Raw genomic sequence first — 15,447 nt, 5'->3', positions numbered from 1 at the left:
TCATGGCCTGGTGGCTGCTGTTGATTAGGCGGATGGCAGCAAGCATTTTGAACGTGCAAGCTATCGAGAGAACGACGCGGAATGGGTTATGAGTTCGGATCGCGTCCGACGACCAAGATCATCCGTTTGCGAACCCCATCGCGTTCCAGAACGATCTGCACATGTTCCCCTGGCATCGTGTCGGCGACGGCTGCCTTGAGCGACTCAAAGTCAGCGATCGTGACATCGCCAAAGTTCATGATCACATCGCCGGGCCGGATTCCAGCTTCGGCGGCTGGAGAGTTCTGGCCGACGACTTCGATCACCGCCCGTTCGTCGATCTTGCGACCTTGCACGCCGATTCGGGGACGGAAGCCTGGCAGGTGGCCCCAGAGTTCACCGCGGGCAAGCCGAGTCCAGTGTTCATCGTAATGATCGATCGGGACGTGCAAGTTGTCGGTGACGTCGTTGCCGATCCGGCTGTGGACGCCGATCAATTTGCCCGTCAGATCGAACAGCGGTCCGCCGCTGTCGCCGCCGATCAAAGCGCAGTCGGTGACCAGCGAGGTCTCGCGTTTGATCAGCACGCGGCCGATCCGGATCACAGCGCCGCGGTCGGGTTCATAACCGCCGGGGTGGCCGACGGCGACGCACCAAGTTCCCGGAGCAACTCCGCTGGAAGAACCAAGCGTGGCGAAGGGCCACCCTTCGGCTGGCGCAGGATCGTCGATCTTGATCAGACCGGCATCGACGTGCCGATTCATACCCAACGTCGTGCCGTGGACTTGCCGCCCGTCGCTGAGAGTCATCAGCGCCTGTTGGCCCGGTCGCATCGCCACGTGGGCGGCTGTCAGGACATAGCCATCGGCCGTGATCACGACGCCGCTGCCCTGGGCAAAGCCTATCTGCACGCTGACGGTGCATTTGGCGACGCGTTGCGAAACGATTTGCTGCTGGTGTTCCAACGCTCTCAGTTCCGCGAGGGAATTGGGAGCTTCGCCCTGCAGCACGCCGGTCAACGCCGAGGGAGCCGATACGAAGGTTAACCCCGAAGGTTTCTGCTGGGCGTCGGCCTGTAACGCCGATAGACCGACAGCAAACGCCAGCAAGCCGCATTGGATGCGAACAAGAGATCGAGAAATCATCTATTGTCCAATGATCGAATGAGGAAAAGAATAGAACACGTCGCCCCGAAATAGGTTTGTCCATTGTAGACGCTCGAGACCCCAGATGGCCAATTTGCCGCCGCGTCGTCAAACATTCAATCGCCTAAGAAAACTGAACCCAATACTCTTCTAACCCGCGTTTCTACCGATCGATACCGCCCTGGAGCACCAGATCTTTGGAAAATTCGAAAAAAACGGCCCTGATCTTCGGTTGTGGATACTTGGGTAAAAGGGTTGCCCAGCGATTGTTGGATCGCGATTGGCATGTTAGCGCGGTGACCCGCCGCCGCGAAACGGCAACCGAGCTATCAGCCACCGGAATCGCTCCGATCGTTGCTGATTGGACCCGGCCCTCCATGCTACGCGATCTGCCACAAACCGATCGGATCCTGATCGCCGTTGGCTGGGACCCCCAGGCAGGACAATCCCAGTACGACGTTTATGTTGGGGGGCTGCGGAATGCATTGCAAGCAACATCGCCCCAAGCCAATTTGGTTTATGTCAGTTCTACCGGCGTTTACCATCAATCAGGGGGGCTATGGGTCGAGGAGGCCTCTCCCTGCTGCCCCGCGATCGGATCGGGAGGTTGGGCGCATCTACAAGCCGAGGCGCTGTTGCGGCAGAACCGTCCCGGCTCGCCGTCAACGATTCTGAGGATGGCAGGGCTGTATGGCCCCGGCCGAGTTCCCCGCGGGAGAGATATCCTCTCGGGGCAGCCGTTGGCCGCACCGACCGAGGGCTATCTGAATCTGATCCATATCGAAGATGCAGCCACCGCGGTGATGGCGGCTTGGGAAACCAATTCCGACGGCGCGAAGACCTACGTCGTTGCCGACGGCACCCCGGTGATTCGACGCACCTATTACGAAGAGATCGCGCGGGTTCTCGGTCGTCCATTGCCAACCTTCGTCTCACCCGACCCCGCGGCGATGGTTAGTCGACGAGCGACAACCAGCAAGCGAATCTGGACGGCTCGCTTTCGCCGCGACCTCTGCCCTCGGTTAGCATTCCCCGATTACCGCGCCGGGCTGCGCGACGTGCTTCGCTAGCGCGGTCGGTTCGATCATTGCGACTCGCCCGTCAGTGCCCGGAATGCATCGGCCAGCTGTCGATAGATCGGACCGCTGCGGTTGTTACCGAACCAGATGCCCGCGCCTGTCCCTGTCAGCAGGATCTCATCGGCGGCAGCGAACATCGCCGGTTGCAGCGGTTGGTCTCGCCACGCGATCCCTGCCTCGTCGGCCAATTGCCGGACGACGCCCAGCGAAACGCCCGGCAACACGCGATGTGGCGGTGCGGAATAGATGCATCCTTCTCGAACCAGCAGGATGTTCGCCGATGCGGTCTCGGTAAGCGAACCATCGGTATCGACCAAGACAGCCGTTGCCGAGGGATCGATCTGGTGAGCCTGTTCCCCGGCCAGGTAGTAGTGGATTCGGCTGCGATGTTTGGCAGCTCGGGGGATCGATTCATCGGGAGGTTGGATCACCGAAGTGACCACCAACGCTTCTCCTTCGCTCTGCAGACGCTGCAGCCTGGCGAGATCGAGCGGCGATAGGTGCGCAATCACCGTCGGCGTCCGGTCGCGTAGCTTGCCCGGAGTGATCAGTAAAGTAATCCCGACGTCCGGTGGAGCCGCGTTGATCCGTAGGAGTTCTTCGATGCAGGCGGGCATCGCATCGATAGCCGGTCCTGCGTCGATCGATAGCAGCGACGTCGTGTGGCGAAGTCGACAGAGATGATCGTCCAAGCGAAACACTCGGCTCGAATAGGTCCGCAACCGCTCGACAGCGATCACGCCTTGGAACACTCCCAAGTCGTCGACCGGCAACGCGACTTCCCCATCGATCCATTCCCCACTGCGATACCAGATCGACATATCGGTGAAACCCATTTGGGAGACAAGCAAACCGTAAAAAGAAGCCCTGGAGCGAAGGCCTTCAGCGTGTCATGAAGCCGGATGGACCAGACGCGAGAACGACTGATCCATTGTGCCCATCAATTGCTAGTTTGCGCTACGCATAAGTTCCATGCGGGCCCGAACGCGATCGAGGATCTGTTGGAAGACAGCTTCGGGACTTTGGCAGCCGTCGATGCGTTCGACTAAACCGCGTTGAGCGTAGAAGTCCAACAGCGGCGAGGTTTGGCGGTGGTAGACGCGCAGTCTCTGCTGGATCGTCTCGGCGTTGTCGTCGGCGCGGTTCTCGATTTCGGCTCGTTTGAGCAAGCGTTGCACCAACGCATCTTCATCAACGTCCAAATTCAGGACCATCGAAATCCGGTCGTTTTTGCTCGCCAATTGTTCGCCGAGCAATTGAGCCTGCAGCAGGGTCCGCGGGAAGCCGTCGAACATGCATCCGCTGTCACATTGCTCGCGACGCAGGAACTCTTCGACAATTCGTACGACAAGAAAGTCGGGGGCCAAACGGCCTGTATCGATGTACGATGCTACAAGCTTTCCAAGCGAACTGGATTCGCCACGGATCTCACGCAGCATGTCGCCGGTGGAAAGATGTGGCACCGAGAGATGGTCCACAAGCTGTTTGCACTGCGTTCCTTTGCCCGCGCCAGGAGGCCCAATGAAAATGATTCGCATTGGATCTCTCCCTTGGAATGCAGGATGCCGATTCGCTCGCAAAGCCTAACCGCGACGCGAAAAGGCCTTAGCATAACAACGTTTGCGTCGAAGCCAACCGACCGACGTTGAATCGGCGATCCGAGCGGCCGCCGAAAGATCGGCCGCTGCGTACTACTTGAACATCGCCGTAGCCGGCGAATTAGCCTTCCAGCAGACCGCGGTAGTTCCGCATCACCAGGTGGCTATCGATCTTCTGAATCAGATCGAACGCGACGCTCACCGCGATCAACAATCCGGTACCACCGTAGAAACCAGCGATCGAATACGATACGCCCAGCGAACCGTAAACGATGGTCGGAACAATGGCGACGATTGCCAGGAACGCCGCACCGACGTAGGTGATCCGAACCATAACCTTCTCAAGATAGTCGGCGGTTCGCTTACCGGGACGATATCCGGGGATAAACGTTCCGTGATCCTTCAATTGATCGGACATCTCTTTCGGATTGAAAGTGATCGCCGTCCAGAAGTAACAGAAGAAGAAGATCAGAGCGACATACAGCATGTTGTAGACAAACGATGTGCCGCTGCTCATGATCGATCCGAAGCCGTTCAGAGCCGAGAACATCATCGTGCCGGGAGTGAACGATTTCGACAGGAATTGAAGCATTACGCCTGGGATCATCAACAAACTGCTAGCGAAAATGATCGGCATGACGCCAGCTTGGTTGATACGCAGTGGAAGGAACTGGCGGTTCCCACCGTAGACGCGACGTCCGCGGGTGAACTTTGCACTTTGAGTAGGAATACGACGTTGTCCCAGCGTGATAAAGACCACGCCAAAGACCACCGCGACAAAGAGCACTATCAAGATGATGAGCGTCTCAATACCGACCGTACCCTTCGAAAGGCCAACCAGTTCGGTCTTCATATTCTGGATCAGGTCGAACAACGCACCTGGCATTTGAGCCAAGATGCCTGCCATGATCAACAAACTGATACCGTTACCGATACCGTATTCGTCGATCTGTTCACCCAGCCACATCAGGAAGATGGTACCGCAGGTCATGATTAAGACCGCGGTGATTTGCCAACCCCAATACAGCGTGTTGCTATCGTCGGCAAAGAAGTTTGGATTGACTTTACTGGCTTCGCCCTCGCCGCCAGCCATCAGCCAGAACTTCAGATACATGTAGCTCTGAATCAAGCACAAGACAACGGTCAGATAACGTGTGTATTCGTTGATCTTCTTACGGCCAGCTTCGCCTTCTTTCTTCAGCTCTTCGATAGGAGCCCAAACGCTACCGAGCAGCTGGAAGATAATCGAGGCCGAGATGTAGGGCATGATACCCAGACCGAAGATCGTCGCCTGGCGAAGATCGCTCGCGGCGAACAAGCTGACCTTCTCAAAGAACTGCGACGCGGTGTCCTCACCGGCCGAAGGGGCCAGGTTTTGGTTCATCATCGGCAGCGAGATATGAAAGCCGATGCGATAGATGGCTAGCAATCCAAGCGTGAGCAGGATTTTATTACGTAGCTCAGGGATCGTAAAAACGACGCGTAATTTTTCCAGCATGGTCTAATCCGTTCCTTGGCCCACGCCACCGGCGTCCCTCGTTAACGGGGACCTCATCAGATGCTTGAGCTTCGTAAATTTTGGTTTCGTTTGCGACAAGCGTCTGGCATCTTGAGACTGCTTAACGACGTTTGTCCTATCGTCAATGGACAACAAACAGTCGGGGCATCGCCCAATTTTTTTGTGCTTCCTTCGGGAACGACCCCGAAGAGCCACACTATTTGTGAGCTCGTTGAACTTCGCCCGACTTCAACAATTCGGCGCGTTCCTTTGGAAGACGCTTGGCTGTCAGGATGGTGACTTCACCGCCCGCTGCTTTGATCTTTTCAACAGCGCTCTTGCTGAAGCGATGCGCCGAAACCTTCAGTTTCTTCGTCAGTTCGCCATTACCGAGGATCTTCAGTTCATCGAAGATACCGGTCAGCACGCGAGTCGATGTCAGCAATTCGGGAGTGATCTCCATGCCGTCATCGCACAACGCTTCCAGATCTGCAACGTTCATGACCTTGATGGTCGGCGCGAATGCGTTGTTGAAACCGCGCTTAGGAATGCGGCGGAACAACGGCATCGAACCACCTTGGAAGCTCGGCTTGCGGCTGTAACCGCTACGGCTCTTGTGACCCTTATGACCACGACCGGCAGTCTTGCCGTGTCCCGATCCGGGGCCGCGGCCGATCCGCTTGCGTTTGCGATTCTTGGTAATGCCGGTGTTGACGTCGTGAAGTTTCATTTCGTGTGCTCTGATTTGTAGAACAATTGGGCGAATTGTTCAGTCGATCTATTGGTCTAGCTCAACGCCACGCAGGGCCGCGATCGTCTCTCGCGTGCGCAATTTACTGAGTGCGTCGATGGTCGCCTTCACAAGAGTCACAGGATTGTTGGTTCCGTAGCTCTTGGTCAAAATATCGTGAATACCAGCCGATTCGCAGACGGCACGGACAGCTTGTCCGGCGATGATACCAGTACCAGCACCCGCGGGCATCAGCAGCACCTTGGCAGCGCCAAACTTGCCCCACACTTGGTGCGGGATGCTTCCGGAGATCAACGGAACAGCGACCATGTCGCGAGTAGCCTGCTTGGTGGCCTTCTGCACGCTTGGTGGTACTTCGTTAGCTTTGCCGTAGCCCCAGCCAACTTTGCCTTTTCCGTCGCCAACGACAACCATCGCAGCGAAACTGAAACGACGACCGCCTTTTACAACGGCCGCACATCGTTTGATCTTTACGACGCGATCAAGCAGATCGCCTTGTCCAGAATTATCAGACACCAGTTCGTTCTCTTCGATGATTGATTGCGGTGGTGCTATGCTCGCTGACTAGGCTGATGCCAAGGCCAACGATTCAAAGCGAAATTAAAATTCCAGTCCTGCTTCGCGTGCAGCCTCAGCGAAGGCTTTGACGCGACCGTGGTACTTGCAGTGACCGCGGTCCAGCTTGACGCGTTTGATTCCTGCTGCGACTGCTCGCTCAGCGACGGCTTTGCCAATCGCTGCAGCAGCTTCACAACTCCCACCAAATTTCAAACCATCGCGCAATGATTTATCTTTGGTGCTCGCGCTGGCGAGGGTCTTGCCGTTGATATCGTCAACCAATTGGCAACTGAAATGGCTCAGCGAACGATTGACGCACAACCGCGGGTGATCGGCCGATCCACGCAACTTGTTACGTACGTGAAAACGTCGTCGTTGGCGATTCTTGTCTAGCTTCTTGTTCTTATCCACAACTTGTTTCCTGCCGAGACCCGAGCCACGAAGCTGGGTTGGTGATATCGTCGTCCCCAATCGCTTGGGGATAATAGTGTTAGCTTATGATGGCTAGGCCGACTCGAGCGATTATTTCGCCGAAGCCTTACCTGCCTTCAGTTTGACTTGTTCGCCGCTGTAACGAATTCCTTTACCCTTATAAGGTTCAGGTTTACGCAACGCGCGGACCGCCGCGGCAAATTGAGTCACCTGTTGCTTATCGCATCCGGTGACCGTTACGTGTGTCGTGTCGGGGCATACGACCGTCAGACCCTCTGGGATCTTGCAAGTCAGTTCGTTTGCATAACCAACGCGAAGCTGAAGTTCACCATTTTGAACCGCAGCAACGTAACCGACGCCGACGATATCCAGCTTCTTTTCGTAGCCTTGGGTGACGCCAACGATCATGTTCTGGATCACGGCACGAGTCAGGCCATGGAACGAACGGCTCTCGCGCTCATCGTTGAAGCGACTGACGGTGACGAGATCGCCATCGACTTTGACTTCAACTTCCGGGCGGTGCTCGAACGTCAACTTGCCTTTCGGGCCTTCGACGGTAATCAGCTTGCCGTCCAGCGAAACTTTGACGCCGCTGACGATAGATACTGGTTTTTTTCCAACTCGGGACATGGTTCTGCTTGTTGGTTTGCTCGACAGATTGGACTGAAACAGCTCAATCGAAACGATTCATAAAGGCTAGGCGACTTCACAAAGAACTTCGCCGCCAATACCTTGGCGACGCGCTTCGCGGTCGCTAACCACGCCTTTGCTGGTGCTAATAATGGTAATACCCATTCCACCAAGGATCGGTCGGAGTTCGCGGCTACGTACGTAGGTGCGACGTCCGGGTTTGCTGATCCGAGTGATCGATTGGATCAATTGTTCACCGTTGGGACCGTATTTCAGTTCCAAGCGAATCAATTTAATAGGCAAGTCTTCGGAGTCGACTTCCTCCCAATCCCAAATAAAGCCTTCGCGTTTAAGCACATCGGCGATACCACGTTTCACGCGGCTGAGCGGGATATCGACATAAGGCCGTTCGACACGCACAGCGTTGCGGATGCGTGTGAGCATATCGGCGATTGGGTCAGTCATCATGGTCTTGGAGTCCCCTTTACCAGCTGGCTTTCCGGACACCCGGAATCAAGCCTTGATCAGCGTATTTGCGGAAACAGATGCGGCATAAGCCAAACTTGCGATACACGGCTCGAGGCCGCCCACACAGCTGACAACGGTTTTCGCGACGGACAGAGAACTTAGGCTCCCTTTCCGCTTTTGCGATCTTCGATTTGCTGGCCACTTGGTGGATACCTGTGGAAAAACTGGGTGAAATATTGTGTTGTGCATTACGTTGCACAACAGTTGTCTTGTTAACCGCCGAAACAGTGGCGGCATTCTAGCTTGCACAATTCAACGCTGACAAGCGGCTATCAAAACGCTTAGACTGCAGCAGCAGCTTCGGCGGCCTTCTTTGGATCTTCGCGGAATGGCATTCCGAACATTTCCAGGAGATCGCGGCCGTGATCGTTGTTGGTAGCTGTAGTGGCGATTGTGATATTCAAACCTTGCGGTTTGGTGAATTTGTCGGGGTTCAGTTCGGGAAATACCATGATTTCCGAGAGACCCATGCTGTAGTTACCACGTCCGTCGAAGGCTTTGCGGCTGATACCGCGAAAGTCACGAACACGTGGAAGAACGACGGAGACCAAACGGTCCAGGAACTCATACATCCGAGCACCACGCATCGTGACCATACATCCGATTGCCATTCCTTCACGAAGACGGAAGTTAGCGATCGATTTACGGGCTTTGGTGAAAATCGGCTTTTGACCAGCGATTTCGGTCATCGCGGCGTAAGCGGTTTCCAGGTTCTTCTTGTCCTGGGTCGCCGATCCGACACCCATGTTCAGGGTGATCTTTTCGAGCCGTGGTACGGTCATCGGATTCTTCAGCCCGTGCTTCTCTTGAAGCGCGCTGCGAATCTCGTTTTGGTACATCGTCTGTAATCGTGGAACGTAGTCTGCCATCGTACTATCAGTTTATTGCTTTGAATTGACTTCGTATCGCAGCTGGTTGCATTGGTTAAGCAACCGCTCGGCCAAGTGCCCTACGACGCGTAAGCGGGTCGTGGAGGACTCATCGCCCCGAGCGAAGCGCCCGAGACTTTTGCGTAGCGTTCCTTGGTGCCGTCTTTGAGGTAACGGACGCCAATTCGCGATGGCTTGCCGGTTTGCGGGCAAACGATCATGACGTTGGAGATGCTGATTGGCATCTCTTTGTTCAATCGGCCACCTTGCGGGTTCTTCTGGCTCTTGCGAACGTGCTTCCACACGCGAGCGACGCCTTCGACGAGAACCTTGTTTTTCTTGTGATCAACTTTCAAGACCTTGCCGGTCGTGCCTTTGTCGGCACCCGCGATCACTTTTACGTTATCATCAACTTTGATCAGCATCTTATTAATCTCCGCTCAAACTACTTCGCTGGCCAAACTGACAATCTTCATAAAGCTCTTCTCACGAAGTTCGCGAGCCACAGCACCGAAGATACGAGTGCCGCGAGGGTTTTTGTCGTTATCGACGATCACAACGGCATTGCTGTCGAAGCGAATGTAGCTGCCGTCGTTGCGACGGGTCGGCGACTTAGTTCGCACGATCACCGCTTTCACAACCGCCTTCTTCTTGACATCGCTGCCAGGAATCGTGCTCTTGACGCTGCACACGATCACATCGCCGAGTCCGGCGGTGCGACGGCGCGAGCCACCGAGAACCTTGATGCACATCACTTCGCGAGCGCCAGTGTTGTCGGCAACGGTTAGTCTTGTTTCTTGTTGGATCATGGCTGATGATCTGTTATCTCGTAAGTTGCCTTCCTCGGCGTTCACATCGCTGCGATCGGATCGCGTCGAAGGGCGGCGTTGGCAAAAGACTTGTTTGCAGTGTTTCTAATGAACGTCGAACGATCAATCGTCCGAATCGACTGGCAATTGTTAAGCTTTAGGAGCTTCGGCGTCGCCGCCGTGAGCTGCTTCGATCGCTTCGTTTTCAGCTTCGCTTGCGGCGTGCTTACGAGCAGCTCGCAAAGCAGCAACGTCAACCGCGGTGCTCTTTTCAACAACGCGAATCAGTTCCCATCGCTTCAGCTTGCTCATCGGACGCGACTCTTTGATTTCCACCAAATCGCCTACGGCCGACTCGTTCTGCTCGTCGTGGGCGTAACAAACGGTACGACGACGTACATATTTCTTATACTTTGGATGCTTTACCAACCGCTTGATTTCAACGCGGCGGGTCTTAGCCATCTTGTCGCCGGTGACGACGCCTGTTAGTACACGCTTTGGCATTCGTAGTTACCTGTGTTCATCTGTTGTGACGAGTGCTCGCCACACGTTTTGCTAAGTCGCCGCAGCTTCGCCTTCGGCGGCAGCTTGGGGAGCACGCTGGGTCTGAATTGTCTTAATCCGCGCGATCAATCGTCGACTCTTGCGAATCTCACTTGGCGCGTCCAATCGTTCGGTTTGAGCTTGAAACTTCAAATGGAACAACTTTTCCGCAGTTTCTTTGAGCGTGAGCTGCAGTTGCTCGTCGCTCATTTCTCGTAGTTCAGTAATTTTCATCACCACTCACCATTGTGTTGTTGCTTCGGGCTTGCAGCCGCTAAAACCGTTTTGGTACGGTCGCAATCGGCTTACATCGCACGCCGCGAAACGAACCTCACCTTGACAGGCATCTTCGACGCGAGACGCGCAAAACATACCTTCGCTTGCTGTTCTGTTACACCGCCAAGCTCGTACAGGATGGTGCCAGGCTTAACGACTGCCACCCACGCTTCGGGCTCGCCCTTACCCTTACCCATCCGAGTTTCCAGCGGAGTGCTGGTGATCGAACGATGGGGGAATAGACGAATGTAAAGCGTACCTTCACCACGAACGTATTGTTGGGCTGCGATACGGCCAGCTTCGATCGTTTGAGCTCGGATCCACCCTGGTTCCAGGGATTGCAGACCAAAGTCACCAAAGACGACCGTGTTGCCGCGAGTCGCGCTACCTTTTATACGTCCTCTTTGGCTTTTTCGATGCTTGACCCTCTTGGGCATCAGCGCCATCGGTCTCTTCTCCGTGTGTACCTTGGTTAACCCACACCTGAACACCAATATGACCTTGAGCCGTTTTCGCTTCCGCGAATCCGTAGTCGATCTTGGCAGTCAAGGTGCTCAGGGGAACCGAACCTAAACTTTGTTTCTCACGCCGAGCCATTTCCGCGCCACCCAACCGGCCAGCCAGTTGGATCTTGATGCCTTTGGCACCCGCATCCATGGTTTGCTCCATCGAACGTTTCATTGTTCGACGGAAGCTTGATCGCTTTGCCAGTTGTTGACAGATATCCTCTGCCACCAACTGAGCCATAATCTCTGGACGTCCGATCTCTTCGATTTTCAAATTGATCCGACGACCGGTCAGGTTTTGCAGCTCCTCTTGAAGCAGCTCCACTTCCTGACCCTTCTTACCAATAATTAGACCAGGACGCGCGACAAACATGATCACGCGAACTTCGTCTGTAGTTCGTTCGATTTCAATCCGGTCGATACCCGCGTTGCGGTACTGAGTCCGCTTGGGGTGGTTCTTGATGTGGTCGCGAACCTTCTTGTCTTCAAGCAACAGTTCACCGAACTGTTTCTTCGAAGCGTACCAACGGCTCTTCCAGCCGACAGTAACACCGGTTCGAAACGCAACTGGATTGACTTTTTGTCCCATTAGATCGTATCTCTAAGGTTGGCCAGGTCGCTTGGGAACTGGCATTCTTGTGTCGTATTCAAATCGGAGACCGTAGGATTCCTTGTTTAGAACCGGCCTCAGATCTTATTCGTTGTTAAATCTCATCCAACGGCACTACGCCGACGTGAATGTGGCTCATTCGCTTCTTGATCATGAACGCGGTACCACGGGCACGAGGCCGGATCCGCTTGAACATCGGCCCGCCATCGACGCGAACGTCGTTGACCACCAATTCTTCCACGCCAATGTTGCGGCCGCCGTTTTGATCGGGGTCTTGGGCGTTGCCAATCGCACTGCGGAGAACCTTCTCCAACATGCGAGCACCACGTTGTGGCTGATACTTTAAAATATCCAACGCTTCGTCGGCATACTTACCCCGGATTAGATCCGCAACCAGGCGAACCTTTTGGGCGCTCATGCGACAATAACGATGGGAGGCATTGAATGACATGAATCAAATTCCTACTTCTTCTTGCCGCCGTGACCACGGAATGTGCGCGTCGGAGCAAATTCACCCAATTTGTGACCAACCATATCTTCGCTTACGAGCACCTTCATGTGCTTGCGACCGTCGTGAACCATGAATGTCAAATTGACAAACTCAGGCACGATCGTGCAGGCTCTCGCCCACGTTTTGATTGGCTCCTTCTTGCCTCCTTCAAGCTGCTTCTGCACCTTGGCAAAGACTTTAGGATCAACGAATGGGCCTTTTTTGCTCGAACGACTCATAGTTCTTCGCGTATCTGTTTTGTGTTAACGTGTCGGCGATTCAGATCTGCGACCGGCAAGCTGCCGGTCGTCTCCGATACCGCCCAGAATGTTACTTAATCAATTTCAACTGGCCGTAGCGACGCGATCGGCGGCGACGTACGATCGAGCTGTTGCTCGGTTTACGTCGTTGGCGAGTCGCACCACCCTTGGCATTCTTGCCCTGAGGGCTAACTGGGTGACGCCCACCCTTCGTTCGTCCTTCACCACCACCGTGCGGGTGATCGATCGGGTTCATCGCGGTACCGCGAACGTGTGGACGACGTCCCAACCAACGGGCTCGGCCGGCTTTACCCAGCACAACCTTCATGTGATCGGTGTTGCTAACTTTACCGATGGTCGCACGGCACTTGCTCGACACGCGGCGAATTTCGCCACTTGGCAAGGAGAGCTGAGCCCAATCGGCTTCGCGAGCCATCAATGTTGCTTCGGTTCCAGCCGACCGGCAGAACGATGCACCCGCTCCGGGACGCAGTTCAACACAGCAGACGGTGGTTCCCAAAGGAATGTTTTTCAGTGGCAAGCAATTGCCAACTTTTGGCGGCGCGTCGGGTCCGTTGAGGACGGGATCGCCAGCCGTCAAGCCATCGGGAGCGATGACGTAATGCTTTTCGCCGTCGGCGTACTTCAGCAGTGCAATACGAGCCGAACGGTTTGGGTCGTACTGGATCGAATCGACAGTCGCAGGGATGTTATCCTTGACGCGACGGAAGTCGATGATGCGGTACATCTGCTTGTGTCCGCCACCACGGTGACGTGCAGTGATCTTGCCTTGGTTGTTACGGCCCGCGGTCTTACGCTTCGGACGCAACAAGCGTTTCTCAGGGACTGCACCCTTCGTCAGCTCTTTGAAGTCGCTGACCGACGCGTTGCGACGGCCGGCGGACGTTGGCTTGTATACTCGAATGCCCATGGCGGCGTTACCTAAACGAACTTAACTTTGTTTGTTCCACGCGATTGGCAGTTGTGCCATTCGCGGCTGTTGGCTTCTATGAACTCGCGTTCCGCGATCCTAGAAGAAATCGATTCGGTGTTCCGCATCGAGGGTGACCAGTGCTTTCTTCCAGTCTGCGGAGCGACCCGAGCGGAACTTGAAGCGACGTGGCTTGCCTTTGCGGTTCTGGATGCGAACCTTTTCAACCTTGACGTTAAACAAGTCTTCGACCGCAGCACGGACGTCGTCTTTGTTTGCAGCCTTGTGGATTTCAAATGCGTATTGATTGTTGCGGCTCGCGCGGTGGACACCCTTTTCGGTAACCAGCGGTCGCAGCAAGACTTGGTACGATTCCAGTTGCACACCTTTTTCGCGGTGTGCGTCGAGTCGTACTTGTTGTTCTGTTGTGGTCGACATAATGATTACGAGGCCTCCGCTTCTGATGCACTCTCGTTGTTCTCAGCCGCTTGCTTGAACACGCCGTCGCGGATCCGATCCAACGCGTCTTTGGTGATCAAGATTCGGTGAGGCTTGATAACCGTCAGTGCGTTGAGGTCGGCAACGGGCGAGACGCTAACGCCTGCGATGTTGCGGCCACTCTTGTACGTGTTGACACAGCGACCAGCGGTTGCGACCAATGCGGTCTTGCCGTCGATTCCCAGTGCTTTCAGGATGCCGGCCATCGTCTTGGTCGCTGGCTTGTCAAATTCCAGCTTGTCGATGACGACCAGTTCTTGGTCGATGATCTTGCTGGCGATCGCCATGCGAGTCGCAGCTTGCATCGCCTTTTTAGGCATCTTGTAGCTGTAGTCTCGAGGGCGGATCGCGTGGCCGTGACCACCACCGGTTCGCACGTTGGTGTGCTTGTGACCCATACGGGCGTTACCGGTTCCCTTTTGACGGAACAGCTTCTTCTTGTGACCAGCAACTTCTGCACGAGACTTGGTGCGGTGAGTTCCCATGCGAGCGTTCGCTTGGTACATCACGCACGCATCGTGCAGCAACTGCTTGCTGATTCGTGGTGCAATTACAGCAGGATCGATGTCGTACTTGCCGACTTCGCTGCCACTTGCGTTGTAAATTGTTAGGCTTGCCATCTTTCCAACCTGACCATGTTCGTTTCGCGGATGACAACGTATCCACCAGCCGGACCTGGAACGCCACCGCGTACCATGATCAAATTGTTTTCGGCATCGACACGCACAACCTGAAGGTTTCGTTTTGTGTGCTTCGCATTTCCGTAATGGCCGGCCATGCGACGTCCCTTGAAGGTGCGGCTTGGCGAGGCACTACATCCGGTACCACCAGCGTGACGGTGGACCTTCTTGACACCGTGCGTTGCACGTTGACCGGAGAAGTTGTGTCGTTTCATGACACCCGCGAAACCACGACCCTTGCTAGTGCCGGTGACGTCGACAGCTTTGACTTCTGCAAAAGCATCAACGTTGACTTGTGCACCAACTTCGAGGCCCGATTCGCCACGGATTTCGCGAACAAAGCGTTGCGGCTCGCAATCGGCCTTGGCCATTGGAGCTGCGCCCGACTTGCTGCGGTCGCGTTGTCGCTTGCTGTCTAGCTTGGCGACATGGCCGCGTTCGCTGCGGCTGGCCAATCGGCGAGGCTTATCAGAAAAGCCTAGCTGCACGGCTTGGTAACCATCACGCTCCTGAGTGCGAACTTGCAAAACATTGCATGGACCAGCTTCGAGCACGGTCACGGTGATCGCCGTGCCGTCGTCGGAGTACAACTGCGTCATACCGACTTTGCGTCCGAGGATTCCTCGCGACATGTCAGCCTCGCCTCAACAGTAAGTTCGTGGAGCGTGTTGCTTGACAGGGGCCTTCCGAAGTGACTTCGGCGGTTACCCTGAAGCTTCCGTACAATACGGCGGTTCCAGCGAAATGGTTAAACAAACGGGTAATGCATCGATGCAA

General features: G+C 55.2%; 24 protein-coding genes. 1 reads left to right on the top strand and 23 read right to left on the bottom strand.

The window, feature by feature from the left end; genetic code table 11:
• Nucleotides 1–86: 86 nt before the first annotated feature.
• Nucleotides 87–1,124: a S1C family serine protease gene (locus tag CA51_RS21745; protein ID WP_145123259.1), complete on the bottom strand. Its 1,038-nt coding sequence runs from the start codon at nucleotides 1,122–1,124 to the stop codon at nucleotides 87–89.
• A gap of 197 nt (nucleotides 1,125–1,321) precedes the next feature.
• On the opposite strand from CA51_RS21745, the gene CA51_RS21740 reads away from it, so the two are divergent.
• Nucleotides 1,322–2,194: an SDR family oxidoreductase gene (locus tag CA51_RS21740; RefSeq protein ID WP_197451382.1), complete on the top strand. Its 873-nt coding sequence runs from the start codon at nucleotides 1,322–1,324 to the stop codon at nucleotides 2,192–2,194.
• 14 nt (nucleotides 2,195–2,208) lie between these two features.
• On the opposite strand, the gene CA51_RS21735 is transcribed toward CA51_RS21740, so the two are convergent.
• From CA51_RS21735 to rplC, 22 genes are all read right to left on the bottom strand, one after another.
• On the bottom strand, nucleotides 2,209–3,024 hold the full coding sequence (locus CA51_RS21735; protein WP_197451381.1) for an aminotransferase class IV: 816 nt from the start codon (nucleotides 3,022–3,024) through the stop codon (nucleotides 2,209–2,211).
• Between the two features lie 126 nt (nucleotides 3,025–3,150).
• On the bottom strand, nucleotides 3,151–3,741 hold the full coding sequence (locus CA51_RS21730) for an adenylate kinase (RefSeq protein WP_145123256.1): 591 nt from the start codon (nucleotides 3,739–3,741) through the stop codon (nucleotides 3,151–3,153).
• Nucleotides 3,742–3,922: 181 nt separating this feature from the next.
• Nucleotides 3,923–5,299 (bottom strand): preprotein translocase subunit SecY, encoded by a 1,377-nt coding sequence (gene secY / locus CA51_RS21725; protein WP_145123255.1) that lies wholly within the window; start codon nucleotides 5,297–5,299, stop codon nucleotides 3,923–3,925.
• Nucleotides 5,300–5,516: 217 nt separating this feature from the next.
• Nucleotides 5,517–6,029 carry a 50S ribosomal protein L15 gene (gene rplO, locus CA51_RS21720; protein WP_145123254.1) on the bottom strand — a complete coding sequence of 171 codons (513 nt, stop codon included), beginning with the start codon at nucleotides 6,027–6,029 and terminating at the stop codon, nucleotides 5,517–5,519.
• Nucleotides 6,030–6,077: 48 nt separating this feature from the next.
• Nucleotides 6,078–6,566 carry a 30S ribosomal protein S5 gene (gene rpsE, locus CA51_RS21715; RefSeq protein ID WP_197451380.1) on the bottom strand — a complete coding sequence of 163 codons (489 nt, stop codon included), beginning with the start codon at nucleotides 6,564–6,566 and terminating at the stop codon, nucleotides 6,078–6,080.
• An 84-nt stretch (nucleotides 6,567–6,650) separates the two neighbouring features.
• Complete coding sequence (gene rplR / locus CA51_RS21710) at nucleotides 6,651–7,019, bottom strand: 50S ribosomal protein L18 (protein ID WP_145123252.1); 369 nt, start codon at nucleotides 7,017–7,019, stop codon at nucleotides 6,651–6,653.
• 111 nt (nucleotides 7,020–7,130) lie between these two features.
• Nucleotides 7,131–7,670 (bottom strand): 50S ribosomal protein L6, encoded by a 540-nt coding sequence (gene rplF / locus CA51_RS21705; RefSeq protein WP_145123251.1) that lies wholly within the window; start codon nucleotides 7,668–7,670, stop codon nucleotides 7,131–7,133.
• Nucleotides 7,671–7,736: 66 nt separating this feature from the next.
• The gene (gene rpsH / locus CA51_RS21700) at nucleotides 7,737–8,138 is read right to left on the bottom strand and encodes a 30S ribosomal protein S8 (protein WP_145101015.1); all 402 of its coding nucleotides are present in this window, start codon (nucleotides 8,136–8,138) and stop codon (nucleotides 7,737–7,739) included.
• A gap of 16 nt (nucleotides 8,139–8,154) precedes the next feature.
• Nucleotides 8,155–8,340: a type Z 30S ribosomal protein S14 gene (locus tag CA51_RS21695; RefSeq protein ID WP_145124292.1), complete on the bottom strand. Its 186-nt coding sequence runs from the start codon at nucleotides 8,338–8,340 to the stop codon at nucleotides 8,155–8,157.
• A gap of 139 nt (nucleotides 8,341–8,479) precedes the next feature.
• Nucleotides 8,480–9,067, bottom strand: coding sequence for a 50S ribosomal protein L5 (rplE, locus tag CA51_RS21690; protein WP_145123250.1), 588 nt, complete (start codon nucleotides 9,065–9,067; stop codon nucleotides 8,480–8,482).
• Between the two features lie 80 nt (nucleotides 9,068–9,147).
• Entirely contained in the window at nucleotides 9,148–9,492 is a 345-nt protein-coding gene (gene rplX, locus CA51_RS21685; protein ID WP_145123249.1) for a 50S ribosomal protein L24, read from the bottom strand.
• 15 nt (nucleotides 9,493–9,507) lie between these two features.
• Nucleotides 9,508–9,876 carry a 50S ribosomal protein L14 gene (gene rplN / locus CA51_RS21680; protein ID WP_145123248.1) on the bottom strand — a complete coding sequence of 123 codons (369 nt, stop codon included), beginning with the start codon at nucleotides 9,874–9,876 and terminating at the stop codon, nucleotides 9,508–9,510.
• 150 nt (nucleotides 9,877–10,026) lie between these two features.
• Nucleotides 10,027–10,380 carry a 30S ribosomal protein S17 gene (gene rpsQ / locus CA51_RS21675; RefSeq protein WP_145123247.1) on the bottom strand — a complete coding sequence of 118 codons (354 nt, stop codon included), beginning with the start codon at nucleotides 10,378–10,380 and terminating at the stop codon, nucleotides 10,027–10,029.
• A gap of 51 nt (nucleotides 10,381–10,431) precedes the next feature.
• Nucleotides 10,432–10,656: a 50S ribosomal protein L29 gene (rpmC, locus tag CA51_RS21670; RefSeq protein ID WP_145123246.1), complete on the bottom strand. Its 225-nt coding sequence runs from the start codon at nucleotides 10,654–10,656 to the stop codon at nucleotides 10,432–10,434.
• 68 nt (nucleotides 10,657–10,724) lie between these two features.
• On the bottom strand, nucleotides 10,725–11,132 hold the full coding sequence (gene rplP, locus CA51_RS21665; protein WP_231746218.1) for a 50S ribosomal protein L16: 408 nt from the start codon (nucleotides 11,130–11,132) through the stop codon (nucleotides 10,725–10,727).
• Complete coding sequence (gene rpsC / locus CA51_RS21660; RefSeq protein WP_145123244.1) at nucleotides 11,080–11,790, bottom strand: 30S ribosomal protein S3; 711 nt, start codon at nucleotides 11,788–11,790, stop codon at nucleotides 11,080–11,082. Before rpsC ends, rplP begins: the two co-directional genes overlap by 53 nt.
• Nucleotides 11,791–11,905: 115 nt before the next feature.
• Nucleotides 11,906–12,262 (bottom strand): 50S ribosomal protein L22, encoded by a 357-nt coding sequence (rplV, locus tag CA51_RS21655; RefSeq protein ID WP_145123243.1) that lies wholly within the window; start codon nucleotides 12,260–12,262, stop codon nucleotides 11,906–11,908.
• Between the two features lie 11 nt (nucleotides 12,263–12,273).
• Complete coding sequence (gene rpsS / locus CA51_RS21650; protein ID WP_145123242.1) at nucleotides 12,274–12,540, bottom strand: 30S ribosomal protein S19; 267 nt, start codon at nucleotides 12,538–12,540, stop codon at nucleotides 12,274–12,276.
• Between the two features lie 91 nt (nucleotides 12,541–12,631).
• On the bottom strand, nucleotides 12,632–13,492 hold the full coding sequence (rplB, locus tag CA51_RS21645) for a 50S ribosomal protein L2 (protein WP_145123241.1): 861 nt from the start codon (nucleotides 13,490–13,492) through the stop codon (nucleotides 12,632–12,634).
• 99 nt (nucleotides 13,493–13,591) lie between these two features.
• A complete protein-coding gene (rplW, locus tag CA51_RS21640) occupies nucleotides 13,592–13,930 on the bottom strand; it encodes a 50S ribosomal protein L23 (RefSeq protein WP_145123240.1) in 339 nt (112 codons plus the stop codon).
• Nucleotides 13,931–13,935: 5 nt separating this feature from the next.
• Complete coding sequence (gene rplD / locus CA51_RS21635; RefSeq protein ID WP_145123239.1) at nucleotides 13,936–14,610, bottom strand: 50S ribosomal protein L4; 675 nt, start codon at nucleotides 14,608–14,610, stop codon at nucleotides 13,936–13,938.
• A complete protein-coding gene (rplC, locus tag CA51_RS21630; protein ID WP_231746217.1) occupies nucleotides 14,598–15,269 on the bottom strand; it encodes a 50S ribosomal protein L3 in 672 nt (223 codons plus the stop codon). Before rplC ends, rplD begins: the two co-directional genes overlap by 13 nt.
• Nucleotides 15,270–15,447 lie beyond the last annotated feature (178 nt).

It is taken from the genome of Rosistilla oblonga (genome assembly GCF_007751715.1).
Taxonomy (GTDB): domain Bacteria; phylum Planctomycetota; class Planctomycetia; order Pirellulales; family Pirellulaceae; genus Rosistilla; species Rosistilla oblonga.
Note: the sequence above shows the minus strand (reverse complement) of the source record. Positions and strands in the feature narration are given on the sequence as shown.